Annotated in this window: 18 protein-coding genes and 1 tRNA gene; 15 read left to right on the plus strand and 4 right to left on the minus strand. The window is 35.1% G+C overall.

The window, feature by feature from the left end:
* The first annotated feature begins 56 nt into the window (after positions 1–56).
* The 3 genes from MTQ00_RS04575 (at position 57) to MTQ00_RS04585 (ending at position 2,589) form a co-directional block, all read left to right on the plus strand.
* A complete protein-coding gene (locus tag MTQ00_RS04575; RefSeq protein WP_172283044.1) occupies positions 57–1,472 on the plus strand; it encodes a TolC family protein in 1,416 nt (471 codons plus the stop codon).
* A 143-nt stretch (positions 1,473–1,615) separates the two neighbouring features.
* Positions 1,616–2,110 carry a GNAT family N-acetyltransferase gene (locus MTQ00_RS04580; RefSeq protein WP_273647899.1) on the plus strand — a complete coding sequence of 165 codons (495 nt, stop codon included), beginning with the start codon at positions 1,616–1,618 and terminating at the stop codon, positions 2,108–2,110.
* Positions 2,110–2,589 (plus strand): MarR family winged helix-turn-helix transcriptional regulator, encoded by a 480-nt coding sequence (locus tag MTQ00_RS04585; protein WP_273647900.1) that lies wholly within the window; start codon positions 2,110–2,112, stop codon positions 2,587–2,589. The genes MTQ00_RS04580 and MTQ00_RS04585 overlap by 1 nt, the downstream gene beginning before the upstream one ends.
* A 430-nt stretch (positions 2,590–3,019) precedes the next feature.
* Here MTQ00_RS04585 and MTQ00_RS04590 read toward each other — a convergent pair whose 3' ends face one another.
* Positions 3,020–3,397 carry a membrane lipoprotein lipid attachment site-containing protein gene (locus MTQ00_RS04590; RefSeq protein WP_172283038.1) on the minus strand — a complete coding sequence of 126 codons (378 nt, stop codon included), beginning with the start codon at positions 3,395–3,397 and terminating at the stop codon, positions 3,020–3,022.
* A 217-nt stretch (positions 3,398–3,614) separates the two neighbouring features.
* Entirely contained in the window at positions 3,615–3,848 is a 234-nt protein-coding gene (locus MTQ00_RS04595) for a hypothetical protein (protein WP_172283036.1), read from the minus strand.
* A 257-nt stretch (positions 3,849–4,105) separates the two neighbouring features.
* Between MTQ00_RS04595 and MTQ00_RS04600 the strand changes: the two genes are divergently transcribed.
* Complete coding sequence (locus MTQ00_RS04600) at positions 4,106–4,702, plus strand: Crp/Fnr family transcriptional regulator (RefSeq protein WP_273647901.1); 597 nt, start codon at positions 4,106–4,108, stop codon at positions 4,700–4,702.
* An 85-nt stretch (positions 4,703–4,787) separates the two neighbouring features.
* On the opposite strand, the gene MTQ00_RS04605 is transcribed toward MTQ00_RS04600, so the two are convergent.
* On the minus strand, positions 4,788–5,384 hold the full coding sequence (locus MTQ00_RS04605; protein ID WP_172283032.1) for a Crp/Fnr family transcriptional regulator: 597 nt from the start codon (positions 5,382–5,384) through the stop codon (positions 4,788–4,790).
* A gap of 441 nt (positions 5,385–5,825) precedes the next feature.
* Between MTQ00_RS04605 and MTQ00_RS04610 the strand changes: the two genes are divergently transcribed.
* Positions 5,826–5,899 (plus strand) — tRNA-Ala (locus tag MTQ00_RS04610).
* Positions 5,900–6,605: 706 nt separating this feature from the next.
* Here MTQ00_RS04610 and MTQ00_RS04615 read toward each other — a convergent pair.
* Positions 6,606–7,256: a hypothetical protein gene (locus tag MTQ00_RS04615; RefSeq protein WP_273647902.1), complete on the minus strand. Its 651-nt coding sequence runs from the start codon at positions 7,254–7,256 to the stop codon at positions 6,606–6,608.
* A 153-nt stretch (positions 7,257–7,409) separates the two neighbouring features.
* Between MTQ00_RS04615 and MTQ00_RS04620 the strand changes: the two genes are divergently transcribed.
* The 10 genes from MTQ00_RS04620 (at position 7,410) to hisB (ending at position 17,470) form a co-directional block, all read left to right on the plus strand.
* Positions 7,410–7,979 (plus strand): C40 family peptidase, encoded by a 570-nt coding sequence (locus MTQ00_RS04620; protein WP_228457032.1) that lies wholly within the window; start codon positions 7,410–7,412, stop codon positions 7,977–7,979.
* A 160-nt stretch (positions 7,980–8,139) separates the two neighbouring features.
* The gene (locus MTQ00_RS04625) at positions 8,140–8,952 is read left to right on the plus strand and encodes a 2,3,4,5-tetrahydropyridine-2,6-dicarboxylate N-succinyltransferase (protein WP_273647903.1); all 813 of its coding nucleotides are present in this window, start codon (positions 8,140–8,142) and stop codon (positions 8,950–8,952) included.
* Between the two features lie 28 nt (positions 8,953–8,980).
* Positions 8,981–10,150 (plus strand): glycosyltransferase family 87 protein, encoded by a 1,170-nt coding sequence (locus MTQ00_RS04630; protein WP_273647904.1) that lies wholly within the window; start codon positions 8,981–8,983, stop codon positions 10,148–10,150.
* Positions 10,151–10,154: 4 nt separating this feature from the next.
* A complete protein-coding gene (locus MTQ00_RS04635; protein ID WP_273647905.1) occupies positions 10,155–11,084 on the plus strand; it encodes a glycosyltransferase family 2 protein in 930 nt (309 codons plus the stop codon).
* The gene (locus MTQ00_RS04640; protein ID WP_273647906.1) at positions 11,085–11,861 is read left to right on the plus strand and encodes a polysaccharide deacetylase family protein; all 777 of its coding nucleotides are present in this window, start codon (positions 11,085–11,087) and stop codon (positions 11,859–11,861) included.
* Positions 11,858–12,955, plus strand: a complete 1,098-nt coding sequence (locus MTQ00_RS04645) for a glycosyltransferase family 4 protein (RefSeq protein WP_273647907.1) — start codon at positions 11,858–11,860, stop codon at positions 12,953–12,955. The genes MTQ00_RS04640 and MTQ00_RS04645 overlap by 4 nt, the downstream gene beginning before the upstream one ends.
* A 248-nt stretch (positions 12,956–13,203) precedes the next feature.
* Entirely contained in the window at positions 13,204–14,061 is an 858-nt protein-coding gene (gene hisG / locus MTQ00_RS04650) for an ATP phosphoribosyltransferase (protein WP_273647908.1), read from the plus strand.
* Between the two features lie 2 nt (positions 14,062–14,063).
* A complete protein-coding gene (gene hisD / locus MTQ00_RS04655) occupies positions 14,064–15,347 on the plus strand; it encodes a histidinol dehydrogenase (protein ID WP_273647909.1) in 1,284 nt (427 codons plus the stop codon).
* Complete coding sequence (hisC, locus tag MTQ00_RS04660) at positions 15,348–16,373, plus strand: histidinol-phosphate transaminase (protein WP_273647910.1); 1,026 nt, start codon at positions 15,348–15,350, stop codon at positions 16,371–16,373.
* A gap of 2 nt (positions 16,374–16,375) precedes the next feature.
* Entirely contained in the window at positions 16,376–17,470 is a 1,095-nt protein-coding gene (gene hisB / locus MTQ00_RS04665; protein ID WP_273647911.1) for a bifunctional histidinol-phosphatase/imidazoleglycerol-phosphate dehydratase HisB, read from the plus strand.

Raw genomic sequence — 17,470 nt, forward strand, 5'->3', positions numbered from 1 at the left:
AATTGAATTTCCGATCTTACTTCTAACCTCTGGTTTCTAACTTCCAATTTTTAACAATGAAAAGTTTAATAAACATCATAAAAGGAATAACTTTTTCAGTTTTCATACTGGGAGCCATTTCATCATGTATGGCGAGAAAAGAGTATGAAAGACCGAAAAATGTCGTGGACGAAAAGCTTTTCCGTACCGATATGCTTCCTAAGGACAGTGCAAGTATTGCTGATATCTCCTGGAAAGAAATTTTTACGGATCCCATATTACAGGGGCATATTTCAAAAGCTTTGGAAAACAATTTAGATATCAGAATTGCATTACAGAGTATTGCCTCTGCCGAAGCTTATCTTAAACAAAGTAAAGCAGCATATCAGCCAACGGTTTCAATCGGGCCCAATTACACGTTTCAAACCCAATCCATCAATACCCAGTTTGGTCAGATCATTGGAGAAAGACGTTATGTAAATCAGTTTGATATTACAGCGACTATAGGTTGGGAAGCGGATATCTGGGGTAAATTAAAAGCTCAGGAAAAAGCGCAGCTTGCCACTTATTTAGGAACAGTTGCCGCACACAAGGCTGTAAAAAGCAGTTTGGTAGCCTCAGTAGCTTCTGCTTATTATCAACTGCTGACTTTCGATTCGCAGAAAAGAATTATTCAGGAAACCATTGATGTCCGGGAAAAAAACCTTGAAACAACAAAAGCTCTGAAAGAGTCAGGAACGGTAACTGAAGTGGCGGTTCAGCAAAGTGAAGCGTTGGTTTTTAATGCGAAATCTCTACTTATTGATATTGATACTCAAATCCAGTCTTTGGAGAATACAATGAGTCTGTTGATGGGAGAACCTTCTCATGCTATTGAAAGATCAACACTAGAAAGCCAAAGCCTTCCGAAGGATATCAAGCTTGGATATCCGGCTCAATTACTGGCCAACCGTCCTGATGTAATGCGTGCGGAATACAATCTGATGAATGCTTTCGAATTAACCAACTCTGCGAAAGCACAGTTTTACCCTACACTAAAACTTACCGGAACCGGTGGAGTACAGTCTGTAGATATTGATCATTTATTCAGTGTGAATTCGTTATTTGCCAATGTAGTAACAGGATTGGCACAACCTATTCTCAACAGAAGACAGATCAAAACGAATTATGACGTGAGCCTGGCCAATCAGGAAACGGCTTATCTGAATTTTAGAAAAACAGTTCTTACTGCAGGAAAAGAAGTATCTGATGCAATACGGGTATTTGGAGTACAGGATTCTTTTATTGAACTTAAAAGAAAGGAACTGGACGCGTATAAAAAATCAGTAGATTTTTCCCAGGAATTGGTTAACTATGGTATGGCCAATTACCTTGAAGTGTTGAATGCGAGTGTAAATTCATTGAATGCAGAATTGAATATTTCAAATGCAGAATACAACAAAATGAAAGCTGCAGTTGACTTATATCAGGCACTAGGTGGTGGTTGGAAGTAATTTTCTAGCCACTTTTTAAATAGATCAGACGCATGCAGATATTGTATGCGTCTTTTTATTGATAACATAAATTATTGTTGATTGATTAAATATATTTGTTTTTATGTAGTTAACTACGTAGTTTTGTACATTAAATAAAAATTATGACATTAGAAATCCAACCTATCGGTAATACTTATTGCGAACAAGTCATAGATTTGATTCTGAATATTCAGCAAAAAGAATTTAATATTCCTATCACGATCGAAGACCAGCCGGATCTTTTAAAGATTGAAAGCTTTTATAGAGAAGGGGGCGGAAACTTTTGGGGGGCTTTTCTGGATAAAGAGTTGGTAGGTACCATTGCTTTAGTTAAATTTGACGAAAAGGCTGCAGCCATCAGAAAGATGTTTGTTAAAAAAGAATTCAGGGGAAAAGAACATCAGATCGCACAAAAATTATTAGATATCCTGATTTCGTATTGTAGGGAAAATAAAATTGAAGAAATTATGCTGGGGACAGTTTCTGTGCTGAATGCGGCCATGCGTTTTTATGAACGTAACCGGTTTCAGAAAATTGCCAAAGAAGATCTCCCTCCTTCATTTCCTCTGATGAGTGCTGATAACGTCTTTTATATTCTTAATTTAAATGAGATCTAATGAATGTTATTAACGAATCCGGAATTCTTGCGATATCCACAAGATTGCAAAGGCTAAGTGAACAGCTCCGTAAAGATGGAGCTTTGGTTTATAAGGCATTTGATATTGATTTTGAGCCTAAGTGGTTTCCTGTTATCTTTACACTTTATCACAAACAGCCCCTGAGTGTTGTGGAGCTGGCCAATGAAATAGGGTATACCCATCCCTCTACAATAAGCTTACTTAAGGAACTTGAAAAGGAGAAGATGATTATTTCAAAAAAGGATAAGCAGGATGAAAGAAAACGTTTGATCGGATTAGCACCCAAAGGTCTTGAACTCATCGAAAAAATGAAGCCTGTATGGGAACTTATTTCAACTGTTTTGGGAGAAATTGCCGACAATAACAATCACTTATTAAAAGCCATTGATGAAGCAGAAGAAAAACTGGCAAATCAGTCCTTTTTACAACGCACTTTGCAATTGAAAAATACCAAGTAAAATTTCTGATGGTACTCAATTTTACAGCTTATACATATGAATAAAATGAATCCTGCACTACGCAGGATTTTTTTTGAATTCTGTTTTTTTAATGTTAATGGGCTTTGCGGGCTTTTTTTTATATGATAGATGATGTAAATTTAATCTATTGATATTCTATAAGTTGACATTAAACCTGAAATTTTATTGAAAAAATCACTTCATAGGGTACAGTATTTGCATATAACAAAAGCGCACACGCAAATCATGCTTTACATACGATAAATATTAAGGTTTTCCTTAAAATTGATTATATAAAAGCAACACACCACATCATTTTTTTATATATTATTAAGATAAATCTCCGGTATGCTACCGGAGATTTTTACGTTTTAAATAAGAAACAAAAAAAGGTGACCACTGGCCACCTTTTTATATGTAGTAATAAACCTTATTGACTTTTATCTTTTTCCCCAGTCCATGATCCGGATCTTGTAGGGGTAGGAACAGCATTTGTCCAGCTTCCGTTTCCTTTTTTATCAGTACCCAGGTTTCCGTTGAAAGAACCATCAGACGGAAGACCAACTGAAGCGTTTAACTCCCCTGAATCATTTAAATGACCGGCAATCTTGTAATTTTCATTATTAACATCAGAATGCATTGTTCCATTTACGGTTCCATCACTTGCGACTACAATATTCCAAACCCCTTTATCGCTTCCATCATAAGTTCCTGACCAGGTTCCGATGTAATCATAGATCGTATCATCATCTGAGCTACATCCTATTAGTGCAAAAGTTGCTAATAAAAGAAAAAAAAGTTTCTTCATAGTTTTGATAGTTTTACAAGAGTGGAGAATATGGGAATCTTCATTTTCTCCTTTTTAGTTAAAATCGTTAGTAATCCTCGTTTCTGTTGAGCGCAAATATATAATTTTTTATTTAATTTGTGCACTTTTTGTGTTTTTTTTGTAAAACAAATAATTGAATATTTGTTTTGTAGGATCTAATAACCGAGATCAATAAAAAGATAAAAAATCTAAACTATCAATTGTAAATTGATGGCTTATCTCCTGATAAAACTTTATGCCCTAAATAAAAAAGCAGATGAATAGAATCCTTGGGAATACGAAGCTGTAGGTTATGTGAATTAATCATTTCAAATTTCCATTGATGTTCAACACAATAAAGCATCATTTCTTGTAAATCTTTATCCAAAAGAGCAAGTATTACAGTCACTTCATCATTGCTTAATGTTTCTTGATTTAAACTAGGTTCCATTGCTATTTTCAAATATGCTTATCCATTATCAAGCAATGTGCCACAGTAAAGAGAAAATGAGGAATGTGGTATGTATTTTTTTACTTTTTATCAGGAGAATTTCTTCTTGTTGATAATCGGATGGTAACTGCTATTCGTAATGCCTTATTTTTAAAGAATATAAACTATCCGGAATGCCTTCAGTTGTACTTTTTGATACCACATTTCACTAATTATTGATAATATACCTATAATTTTGAATGACCAAACATTAAGAAATGATAATATGCGAAAATCTGTTACTTCAAAATGGGGGAGAAGTAATAGAATATCGGGCTAATGAATGTATAGTAGAAGAGGCTACTTGCGCAAAATATTATTTACAGATTATAAAAGGTACAGCAAAGATGAATTCAGTTCATTTTGACGGTAAAGAATATTTTTATGGCCTGCCTTTCAATGGGCATTGTATTGCAGAATCTTATTTATTTACTGATAAAAAATATCCTTTTAGTGCAATAGCAATTTCAGATTGTAAGATCATTCGCGTAGAAAAGAATCAGTTTATACAACTTATAGAAAATATTCCTTCTCTTTTAGTTAATTTATATGCCTATACAGCAGAAAGGATCCACTATAAAAATCTTATGCTCTCAACACTGGGATGTGTCACTTCTCAGGAGCGATTAACTATTTTATTAGATTATATTAAAGAGTTTTATACATTAAATGATACCCGCCCCTTTATTATACCTTATACCAGACAGCAATTGGCATCGTTGACGGGGTTAACTATTGAATCGGTCATAAGGACAGTCAAAAGGATGGAGAGCCGTAATCTGCTTTCAATCGTAAATGGGAAGATTTTCTATTAAATCTTTTTCAAGCCATAAAAAAAGAGTCTTTCTTTTTTGAAAGACTCCACAGATTATTTTTTCCTATCATTAGGTATTTTACCCGTTAATAATGGATTTTTCCTCTTTCTATTTTCAGGATATTTTCCGTTTCCATTTTTTTTATGGTTCTTATCACCGTTTCTACCGTCAGGCCGGTAAGGTTTGCAATCTGTTGACGGGTAAACGGAACCTGGACAGTATCAGATACCTCTCTTAAATTATAATCTTTAATATAATCCAGAACTGTTTTAATCTTTGTAGCAGGCTCAATGCCTGATAAATTAAAAAGCATTAAATATTTGTAATACAACCTTTCAGACAAACATTGTAATAAATTCTGCATTATGTTAGCATCCTGGCTTACAAGATTATTAAAATCATTTTTGCCAAGACATAACAGGATGCAATTTGTCTTTGTAATTGCGTTCATTGGATAAGGTCTGTCTGTAAATAACAGGGATTCACCAATACTTTGTCCGTCATTTAAAATGTTCTGAATAAATTCTTTTCCGTTTGAGTGGTAATTAAATAACTCCACTGTACCAGTACATATCTGATAATAATATTTAGGTTGACTGCCTTCTTCAAATATTATTTCATCTGGTTGAAATTCCTTGTAAACCGCACCATGTGCCAGCAATAAATCTTCACGTATTATCATAATTGTAAGCTTTTAGGTTATAAGAATAATTTTTATAAAGATTGATGAAAAATTCTCAGCAAATTCCAAACCAGTTTTTACCTCCGTGTGGTATGTAGACGTCATTTTCTATATTTTTTTTCAATAAAAAAGCTTCCCATATCGGGAAGCTCAACGACTGTAAAAACGATGAAAAATTATAAGTATAAATTTAAGTGTACTCTTATAATACATTTATGATTGCAGTCATAAAGACTGCAAATGATAGAAAAAAGTTAAAAATAGACCTTGGAAAAAATGAATTGTAATCCTGGTACAGATATTTATTCCTGATCTTACTAAATTTTGTATTTATTATTCAGTTCATTACAGAAGTTTATAAATAAAATTTTAGAAAATATTTGTATATGCGCTATAAATACTTACTTTTGTACCGCTTCAGAAAATGAAGTCCACAAAAATGGGGAATTAGCTCATCTGGCTAGAGCGTTAGACTGGCAGTCTAAAGGTGACGGGTTCGATCCCCGTATTCTCCACAAACAATGAGCAATCCCTTTATATAAAGGGATTTTTTATTTCAATAATAAGCCTGATACACAAAAGCACAATTATTTTTTATAAACTCATAAATAGCTCATTGCTTAAGTTTTTTACGTATACATTGGTATGTTTTCCATTAAAGTATTTTACCGTTTTAGCAAATAGATTATTTATTGTAACTGATAACAAAGTCATCATAAAGAAATTGTTAAAAGCACTTATAAAGTTTTACAATTGTTATTTCATATTTAAAATTAGCTTTATTTTATTTATTCGCATTGTATATTTCTTTATTTTTATTATATTCACAATTCATAAAATAAAACTACTATGAAAAATCTAAAAAAGTTTCAAGAGCGAAACTAAAGCAAGTTAACGGAGGGGGCCCTGATAAACCAGATACCGGAATCGGAACAGATCCAACAGGTCCAGCATGCGGAGGATCACATTGTCCAACTGCAGAATATCAATGTTGTTATCACCCAACTGGTAATTATTGTGTTACTACCCACTGTGACGATTAAGAAATACTTCCCTCAAATGAGGGATTTTTTGTTTCCTTTTTTACTGTTGCTGAATATATTTCAATAGCTTTTTAGGTTGCTGCTTTTGTCACATCCTGACGTGATGTATACTTAATATATAAATAAACCCCTTTACGTAAAGGGGAGCTAGAAAAAATAAATAAAGGAATGGTTTACATTACACAAACCCCATATTTAAAATCTCACCTTTTCTTTTCAAAACCATAAAATAGAGGAGAAGATCATCGTCAGAAAAATGCTTTTCAAACCTGATCATTTCCATGTCAGGTTTCAAAGCCTCGGTTTGTTCAAACTTTTCAATCGAATACGAGTCAGTATCTACCTTTAAAGTAACAATGGTAACTTCATCAGCTTCACTTTTTTTATGAATGTGAAGATTGTTCTCCCAAAGGTCAAATGAGACAGAAATATGGTCTGAAATAACCGGGATCTGTCCAAACTGAAACTCCTTGAGCAGTTTTTTTCCCTCTTCCAAAGGCAATCCATGTTTCACATTACGGTTTCCTCTTACTGAAATCTGATCAAGATCCTTAATTCTCGTCATTGTTTTCGCGAAACTTTGATAGAGTAGCGGGTCTCCAGCAGCTTTAACGTAATGGTCCAGGGCCTGGCGTATTATTTTCCCCACTTTTGAGCAATGTCCGAATTCGGAACTGTTTTGTCTTACTTTTTCGTAGGAAGCGCTTTTTTTGAAAGCATTTTTATTAAACCCACTTTTCTTCCGGACGACATTTTTTCCGTTCAAAGTGTAAAAAACAAGGTCACCAACTGATCCTGTTATTTTAATTATGCTTTCATATGTGGCCATTTTCTCAAAATTAAAACCAAATATAGTGATAATTAAATAAATATAAAATTTTAACATATATTTATAATATAGTTGTAGTATAGATTTTATATAATTAAAATATAAAATGTATATTTGTAGATAATTAGGTACCTCGGTAAAAATCAAGCAGATATGACAACAGGATTATTTATTGGAAAAATGAGAATAAAGCAGATTGCTGCTTTGCTGATTGTAACCTCTACTGTGATTTCATGCGGAAGCAGTAAAAGTGTTTCTTCAAAAAAGAGTAACACAAAAACAGTGGCAAGATCTGAAAACCTCAGACGTCTGGATTCAAATTTCAATGGGAAAGTGTCTGGCTCAATCAATAGTATTCTGAAAGATGCTGAAAAGTACATTGGAACTCCGTATAAATTTGGAGGCAGTACTTCTTCAGGATTCGATTGTTCCGGTTTTACGGTAAAAGTATTTGAAGAAAACGACCAGAAATTACCTCGAAGATCTTCTGATCAGGCAGATACGGGAAAGAAAATTGACATCAGTGAAGTGAAACCCGGGGATTTGCTGTTTTTTGCAACTGCAGGTGGAAGCAGAGTATCGCATGTTGGCATTGTTCATGATATCGGAAACGATGGCGAAATCAGATTTATCCATGCTTCAACCTCAAAAGGGGTGATGATTTCTTCTTTAAATGAAAAGTATTGGAATAAAGCGTATCTGCATGCCCGAAGGGTTTTATAATGAGTAGACATTCTGTATTATCTTTCTATTATCATTTCAGTTTTTATACGATGGCAGATTGATTTAAATCATTTTGCATTCAGTAAGTTTCAAAAGGTTTTGCTGAACTTTTTTGTATCTTTGGCCGGTATAATTATTCAAATTAATTTAAATTAGAAACATGTCGTTACAACAAACTATTGAGAACATCTGGGATAATAGGGACTTATTACAAAATGAAGATAGCCAGAAGGCGATAAGAGAAGTTATTTCTTTATTGGATTCCGGGGAACTTCGTGTTGCTGAACCTACGGAAAACGGGTGGCAGGTAAATGAATGGGTGAAGAAAGCTGTAGTAATGTATTTCCCGATTCAGAAAATGGAGACCATTGAAGTGGGACCATTTGAATTCCATGACAAAATTCCTTTGAAGAGAAATTATGCTGAAAAAGGAGTACGTGTTGTACCTCATGCTATTGCAAGAGAAGGAGCTTTTGTTGCTTCAGGAGTAATTATGATGCCTTCTTATGTAAATATTGGGGCTTATGTAGATTCAGGAACGATGGTAGATACCTGGGCAACCGTTGGAAGCTGTGCACAGATCGGTAAAAATGTTCACCTTAGCGGTGGTGTTGGCATCGGTGGTGTTTTAGAGCCATTACAGGCTGCACCGGTAATTATTGAAGACGATTGTTTCATTGGTTCAAGATGTATCGTGGTAGAAGGAGTACATGTGGAAAAAGAAGCGGTATTGGGAGCGAATGTAGTATTAACTGCTTCAACAAAGATCATTGACGTTACAGGAGATCAACCGATTGAGATCAAAGGTAGAGTACCTGCCCGTTCAGTGGTAATTCCTGGAAGCTACACCAAACAATATCCGGCAGGGGAATATCAGGTTCCTTGTGCTTTGATTATTGGTACAAGGAAAGAATCTACAGACAAGAAGACTTCTCTTAATGATGCATTAAGGGAAAATAATGTAGCTATATAAGCACTTATCCATCTAATACTGCACAATTTTGAAAGATAAAGTTTTAAAATTTATACTAAACCCTAAATATATATTTGGGGTTTATCTTATTATATCGGTAGTTACTGCAATTTCCAAATATCTGAGAGGAGATTATGCCATCAACAACTATCTGATTTTTAAAAATGTATTTTTTAATACCATTCATCAGAAAAATTTATTTATCCATTATCCTGACCTCTATTTTGATTTGAATCATTATGGAGTTTTTTTTAGCTTATTGATTGCTCCGTTTGCCGTTATGCCGGACTGGCTGGGAATTTCACTCTGGAATCTGATTAATACTTTTGTATTTGTATTTGCCATTTATAAGCTTCCGTTTTCGGATTCCAAAAAGGCGATATTCGGATTGCTGTGCCTCCAGGAGTATATTACCGCTGCATTAAGCCTGCAGTTTAATGTAGCTCTTACAGGGCTTTTGATATTATCTGCAGTATACATCTATGAAAGAAAAGAAGTACGTTCGGCTACAGCGATTCTCATTGGTGTTTTTGTGAAAATATATGGTATTGTAGGATTGAGCCAGTTTTTCTTCATCAAAAATAAGATGAAGTTTATTATTTCGGGGATTGTAATTGCCGCATTGTTTTTTGTCATTCCTATGATCTATTCCACTCCTCAGTTTGTCATACAGAGCTATGCAGATTGGTTTCATTCTATTGTAGAGAAGAATAATGAAAACCAGGTATTGGGAAATATGCAGGATATTTCATTAATGGGTTTTGTAAGAAGAGTTCTTGGGGATGCCTCCATTTCCAATCTTATATTTTTAGCTTTTGGCTTGCCATTATTTGCTTTGCCATATGTGCGAATAAAACAATATAAAAATTATGCTTTTCAGCTAATGATTCTGGCTTCTACATTATTGTTTTTGGTGCTATTCAGCTCAAGTTCAGAATCACCTACGTATATCATTGCTGTTGTAGGAGTGATGATCTGGTTTTTTCTTCAGAAAGAAAGAACACCATTTATCATTGGATTGTTGATTTTTGTGATCATTTTTACTTGTTTTTCAACTTCAGATCTTTTTCCTAAATCAGTCAAAAATGATTATATCATCAAATATTCATTAAAAGCGGTACCTTGCATTATTGTTTGGCTAAGAGTTGTATATGAACTTTTAACCAAAGATTTTGAAAAAAATTATAGCCTGAACTGATCCGATGAAAAAAATTTCTATTGTAATACCAGCCTATAACGAAGAAGGAAACGTAGCTATGATCCATCAGAAGATCAAAGAGGTTTTTTCCGGGTTAAAGGCTTATGATTTCGAAATTATATTTGTAAATGACGGAAGCAGGGATAATACACAGCAAAAACTTGAGGAACTGTCCGAGCTGTATGATGAAGTGAAATTTATTGAATTCTCAAGGAATTTCGGGCATCAGCCGGCAGTAAAAGCAGGGATGGATCAGGCTTACGGAAATGCTGTGATTTCTATGGACGGAGATCTTCAACACCCTCCGGAGCTGATTCCTGATATGATCAGAAAATGGGAAGAAGGCTATGATGTTGTATTAACGGTAAGGACCTATCCGAAAGAAATTTCTTTCTTTAAAAGGAAAACCTCCGATTTTTTCTATAAGCTGTTATCTAATCTTTCTGATGTAAACCTTACTAAAGGGGGAGGATCTGATTTCAGACTTTTGGATGCCAGTGCTATGGAAGTAATGAGGCAATTCAATGAAGATGATTTATTTTTAAGAGGACTGACAAGCTGGATGGGCTTTAAACAAACAGCCCTTAATTTCACGGCTAATGAGAGGTTGGCTGGTAAAAGTAGTTATAATCTCAAGAAGATGATAACTTTTGCTTTCACGGGAATAACGGCTTTCAGCGTAAAACCTCTTTATATTGCGGCTTATTTGGGATTCCTGTTTTCTGCAATATCAGTGATCGGCTATGGAATCTATGTGATTCATTCTTTTGTGTCTCATACAGAAATTTCAGGTTGGGCATCTTTGATTATGACGATCGTATTTTTTGGTGGCTTACAGCTTATCATCCTTGGAATTATCGGGATGTATCTGGGCAAAATTTTTAAACAGGTTAAAGAAAGGCCTAATTACATTATTAAAAATAAAAAATTATAAATGGTTTTATTAAGTTTTGACATCGAGGAATTTGATATGCCATTAGAGTATAAAGGAGAAATTCCTTTTGATAGGCAGATCTCTATTTCTCAGAAAGGATTGGAAAGAATACTTGACCTTTTGAAAAAACATCAGGTAAAAGCGACTTTTTTTTCAACTGTTGTCTTTGCAGAAAACAGTAAACATTTAATCGAAAGATTGTTAAGCGAAGGACATGAACTGGCTTCCCACACATGGTTTCATTCTGAATTTGAGGAAAAGCATTTAAAAGAATCCCGGGAGAAACTTGAAGAGTTATTTTCAGCAAAAGTTACCGGCCTTCGGATGCCAAGGATGATGCCTGTTAATGAAATGGCAGTGGAAAAAGCGGGTTATTCTTATAATTCTTCGATTAATCCAACCTTTTTACCGGGAAGATATAATAACCTGAAAGTATCCAGGACTTACTTCAAAGAGGGAAATGTTACCCAGATTCCGGCTTCTGTTTCTCCAAATTTCAGGATTCCTTTATTCTGGCTGAGTTTCCATAATTTTCCCCTTTCCATCTATAAAAAAATAGCTTCAGATAGCCTGAAGAAAGATAAGTACCTTAATATATACTTTCACCCATGGGAGTTTGCTGAAATTAAGGATGAAGCCTTTAAACTTCCTGGCTTTACGGTGAAAAATTCCGGAGTTGATATGGTAGAAAGGTTTGATGAATTCATAGGATGGCTGAAAAATAAGAAGTATAGCTTTGGAACATTTCAGGAATTTCAAAAAAAGATAGAATCATGAAGATTGCTTTTGACGCTAAACGTTTTTTCCATAATACTTCCGGGCTGGGTAATTATTCCAGGGATCTTGTAAGAATTCTTTCAGAATATTTTCCCAATAATCAGTACCTGTTACTCAATAAAAATAAATCAGACAGGGGGGCAGATATACTTCAAAACCCTAATGTTCAGTTTGTTGAAACCTCCAAAGGAAGTATGTCCCGTCAGTTCAAAATGGGAAAGGATGCCCAGAAAAGCGGAGCCGATATTTTTCATGGTCTATCCGGGGAATTGCCTTTAAAATGGGACAAAAAACCAATAAAGAAGGTTGTAACGATTCATGATCTTATTTTCGTAAGATATCCTCAGTATTACTCATTTTTTGACCGCAAGATTCATTTATGGAAATTTAAAAAGGCGGCGCAAAGTGCAGACAAAATTATTGCTATTTCAGAACAGACCAAAAACGATATTATCCAATATCTGAAGGTACCTGAAAATAAAATTAAAGTTATTTATCAGGGTTGTCACAAGGCTTTTAAAGAACAGCAGCCCGAAGATTTGATTAAAGCTACAAAAGAAAAATTTAAACTTCCGGAAAGATTTATTTTAAATGTAGGGACTATTGAGGAGCGTAAAAATCTTTTAAATGTTTTAAAGGCTATCAATGGAACCGGAATTCCTTTGGTTGTTATAGGGCGGAAAACCGGATATTATAAGAAACTGGAAACCTTCATCAGGAAGAATAAATTAGAAAATCAGGTTCACTTTTTAGAAGGAGTTTCTATGGATGAACTGGCCGTTATCTATAAGTTTGCTGATATTTTTATTTATCCCAGTTTATTTGAGGGATTTGGAATCCCTGTTATTGAAGCGCTTTTTTCAAAAACCGTTGCCATAACGAGTAATATAAGCAGTCTGCCGGAAGCGGGAGGAAAGAACTCCGTTTATATTAATCCGGAAAATTATTTGGATATTCAATCCAAAATACAATTTTTATGGGATAATCAGGCGGAAAGAAAACGTCGTGCTGATCTGGGTTTTGAGTTCGTTCAGAAGTTTAATGACGAACCTATTGCACAGGAACTGATGAATTTGTATCATGAAATTTTGTAAAAAAAATTTTGTTATTTAAAAATAAGTCCTACATTTGTACCACAATTTTCAAACATGAAACCGAATTTTTTAACACTACATCATTATCATCATCATCTCTGCTAAGACGGAATTGATTGATAGTAGCCTGTGTTAAAATCAAAAAATAATTAAAAACCGTCTGAGTAACAGACGGTTTTTTGTTTCAAATTCTTCCCGGAAACTTTTCAAAAATACTTTTCATTTACTCAGACCCAATATGTGCAACAATGAGTAAATTAAAAATTGCCATCCAGAAGAGCGGCAGACTTTATGAAGATTCTTTACAGCTTTTAAAAGATTGTGGAATTTTCGTTAACAACGGAAAAGACCAGCTAAAGGTTTCTGTAGACAATTTTCCATTTGAAATCATGTATCTCAGAAACTCTGATATCCCTCAATACCTTGAAGATGGTGTGGTGGATATCGCTATTGTAGGTGAAAACCTGCTGGTAGAAAAAGAAAAGCAAATTGAAATTGTTCAGAAGCTCGGATTTTCAAAATGCAGGGTTTCTCTAGCAGTTCCCAAAGATGTAGAAACCGATGAACTGAATTATTTTCAGGGAAAGAAAATTGCCACATCATATCCTAACACCCTTAAAAAATTTCTGGCAGAAAATGCTGTATCAGCAGATATTCACGTTATTTCAGGCTCTGTTGAAATTGCTCCCAATATAGGATTGGCAGACGGGATCTGTGATATTGTAAGTTCGGGAAGCACTTTATTTAAAAACGGATTAAGGGAGACTATCACCTTATTGAAATCTGAAGCAGTACTTGCTAAAAACCTTCAGTTGAATGAGGAAAAAGAAAACATTCTGAATCGGTTTTTATTCAGGGGCAAGGCTGTGCTCAAAGCAAAAAATTCCAAATATATTCTTATGAATGTACCTGATGATAAGATCAAAGATATTTCCAGAGTGCTTCCGGTTCTTAAAAGTCCTACCGTACTTCCCCTGGCTGAAAAAGGGTGGAGCAGTATTCACTCCGTTATTGACGAAGAAAGGTTCTGGGACGTCATTGATGAACTCAAGGACAACGGAGCACAAGATATTCTTATAATTCCAATCGATAAAATGGTAATTTAATTATGTTTATACACAGGTATCCTAAAAAAGAAACATGGAAGGAGCTGGTTAAGCGTCCGGCCAGGAAAAAAGAAGAAATCTCAGAAATTATTTCAGAAGTATTCAGGAAGGTAGAAGAGGAAGGTGATAAAGCATTGCTTGAATTTACGAAGAAATATGATTCTGCTGATATTGAAGAAATAGAAATTTCTCAAGTCGAGATTGAACAGGCGGAATCTTTGGTCAGCCCAGCGTTAAAAAAGGCAATTCAGGAGGCGAGCGAAAACATTACAAAATTTCATGCTCTGCAACAACCGGAAACGAAAAAGATAGAGACTACAAAAGGAGTGATTTGCTGGCGGGAAAATCGTGCGGTTGATAAAGTAGGGATCTATATTCCCGGAGGAACTGCGCCTTTATTTTCAACTGTTCTGATGTTGGCTATTCCTGCCCGTTTAGCAGGATGTAAAGAAATTATTCTGTGCACTCCTCCGGATAAAAATGGAAATATTAATCCTGCCATTCTTTATAGCGCAATGATTTGTGGGGTGACCAGAATATTTAAAGCAGGAGGAGCACAGGCTATTGCAGCAATGGCTATTGGAACAGAAAGCATACCTAACGTATATAAAATATTCGGGCCCGGAAATCAGTTTGTGGTGGCAGCAAAAGAATATGCACAAAACTATGGGGTAGCCATTGATATGCCTGCAGGGCCAAGTGAAGTTCTGGTTATTGCAGATCAACAGGCAGTGCCTGCTTTTTGTGCGGCTGATCTTCTTTCTCAGGCAGAACACGGAAGTGACAGTCAGGTTGTTTTTATTTCTACAGATTTTAGAATATTTACTGAAACGATCAAAGAAATAGATAATCAGATCAAAAAACTTCCCAGGAATCAATTTGCAGAAGAGTCTTTAAACAACAGTTATTTTATTTTACTGAATACGGTAGAAGAAGCAATAGAATTCAGCAATTTATATGGTCCGGAACACCTTATTCTGGCAATAGAAAATTTTGAGGAATCTATTTCTTCAATTCAAAATGCCGGGTCTGTGTTTTTAGGAAACTATTCCTGTGAAAGTGCCGGAGATTATGCCAGTGGAACCAATCACACACTTCCTACCAACGGATTTGCACGCAATTACAGCGGCGTTTCATTGGACAGTTTTGTAAAGAAAATCACTTTTCAGGAGCTTTCAGCAAAAGGCTTGCAGAATTTGGGAAAAACAATAGAAATAATGGCAGAGGCAGAAGGATTATTTGCCCACAGGAATGCCGTTTCAATACGATTAAAAAATAAAAAATAGATGAAACAATTAACGATCAGTCAGTTTGTACGGAAGAATATTTTAGAGCTACAACCTTATATCAGTTTCAGGGATCATAATGAATTTGAATCACCGGTTCTAATGGATGCCAATGAAAGTCCTTTTGGAGAGTTTAACCGGTATCCTGATTCCACCCAGAAGATGCTTAAAAAGAAAATTGCAGATCTCAAGGAACTATCTCCAGAGCAGATTGCAATCGGAAACGGAAGCGATGAGCTTATAGACCTGATCATAAGGATTTTCTGTGAGCCAAAAAAAGACGCTATCATGATGATGAATCCATCTTTTGCAATGTATGCATTTTATGCTACGATCAACGAAAACAAGGTGATCAAAATGGATCTTGACGGAAACTTTGAGATTATCAAGGAAAACTTTCTCAAGATATCCATGGAAAACCGACCAAAGATATTTTTCCTTTGTTCGCCTAATAATCCTACGGGGAATAGTGTCGATGATATTGAATTCTACTTACAGAATTTTGATGGAATTGTAGTAGTCGATGAAGCCTATATTGAATTTTCAGATAAAAAATCAAGCCTGGAATTGCTGATGAAATATCCAAATCTTATCGTTCTTCAAACTTTTTCAAAGGCCTGGGGAAAAGCGGGAGCAAGAGTTGGGATCGCCTATGCTTCTAAAGAAATCATTAATCTCATCAACACAGTGAAGGCTCCTTATAACGTTAATTCTTTAAGCCAGGATTTGATTTTAAAAAGCATCGATCAGATAGATTTGTTTCAGCAGAATGTTGAAAATATATTAATTGAAAGAGCCTGGTTAAACAATGAGCTCAAAAAGCTTCAATGCGTGACCAAAATTTTCCCTACTGATGCCAATTTTTTCCTGGTTGAATTTACCAATGCAGACCAGGTTCATCAAAAGTTACTGGCCAATGAGGTACTTACCAATAAAAGGGCTCCGGCCATTCCTGATTGCATACGCATCAATATCGGAACAAGAGAAGAAAATATAAAATTAATTGCTGTTTTAAATAGAGTGTAATTATGAAAAAAGTACTGTTTATAGACCGTGACGGGACACTCATTATTGAGCCACCTACAGATTTTCAGGTTGATTCTTTGGAGAAACTGGAGTTTTATCCGGGTGTTTTTCAAAACCTTTCCAAAATAGCCAGGGAACTGGATTATGAATTGGTAATAGTAACCAATCAGGATGGATTGGGAACTGAAAGCTTCCCTTACGAAAACTTTATTAAGCCTCAGGAAAAAATGTTGAATGCTTTTAAAAATGAAGGAATAATTTTCAATGATATATTAATTGATAAAAGTTTTGAACGTGAAAATCTTCCTACCCGAAAGCCAGGAATTGGGATGCTTGGTCAATACATCTATGGAAATTATGATCTTGAAAACTCATACGTTATCGGAGATCGATTGACAGATATTCAGTTGGCCAAAAATTTAGGATCAAAAGCAATTTTTATCAGTGAAACGGCTGATGATAATGCTGCTTTGACAACCAAAGACTGGTCGGAAATTTATCAGTTTTTAAAAGATATGCCAAGAAAAGCAAAAGTTGCAAGGAAGACTAATGAAACAGAAATAGAAATTGAAGTTAACCTCGATGGGAAAGGCAACTCCATTATTTCAACAGGACTGCACTTTTTTGATCATATGCTTGAGCAAATTTCAAAGCATGGAAATTTAGATCTAAGTATTCAGGTGAAGGGAGATCTGCAGGTAGATGAACACCATACGATAGAAGATACGGCCATCGTTCTGGGGCAGGCTGTTCTTAAAGCATTAGGAAATAAGAAAGGGATTGAAAGATATGGCTTTCTACTTCCGATGGACGACTGTCTGGCCCAGGTGGCTCTGGATTTTGGAGGGAGACCATGGCTGGTTTGGGATGCTGATTTTAGAAGAGAAAAAATAGGAGATGTTCCTACTGAATTGTTCTTCCACTTTTTTAAATCATTTTCCGATGCATCTCAATCCAACCTGAATATTAAAGCAGAAGGAAGCAATGAGCATCACAAGATCGAGTCTGTTTTTAAGGCTTTTGCCAAAGCTTTAAAGATGGCTGTAAATCAGACCGATCAGAATTTTAATTTACCTTCAACTAAAGGAAGCTTATAA

The sequence above is a fragment of the Chryseobacterium sp. B21-037 genome, from assembly GCF_028570785.1.
Lineage (GTDB): Bacteria > Bacteroidota > Bacteroidia > Flavobacteriales > Weeksellaceae > Chryseobacterium > Chryseobacterium proteolyticum.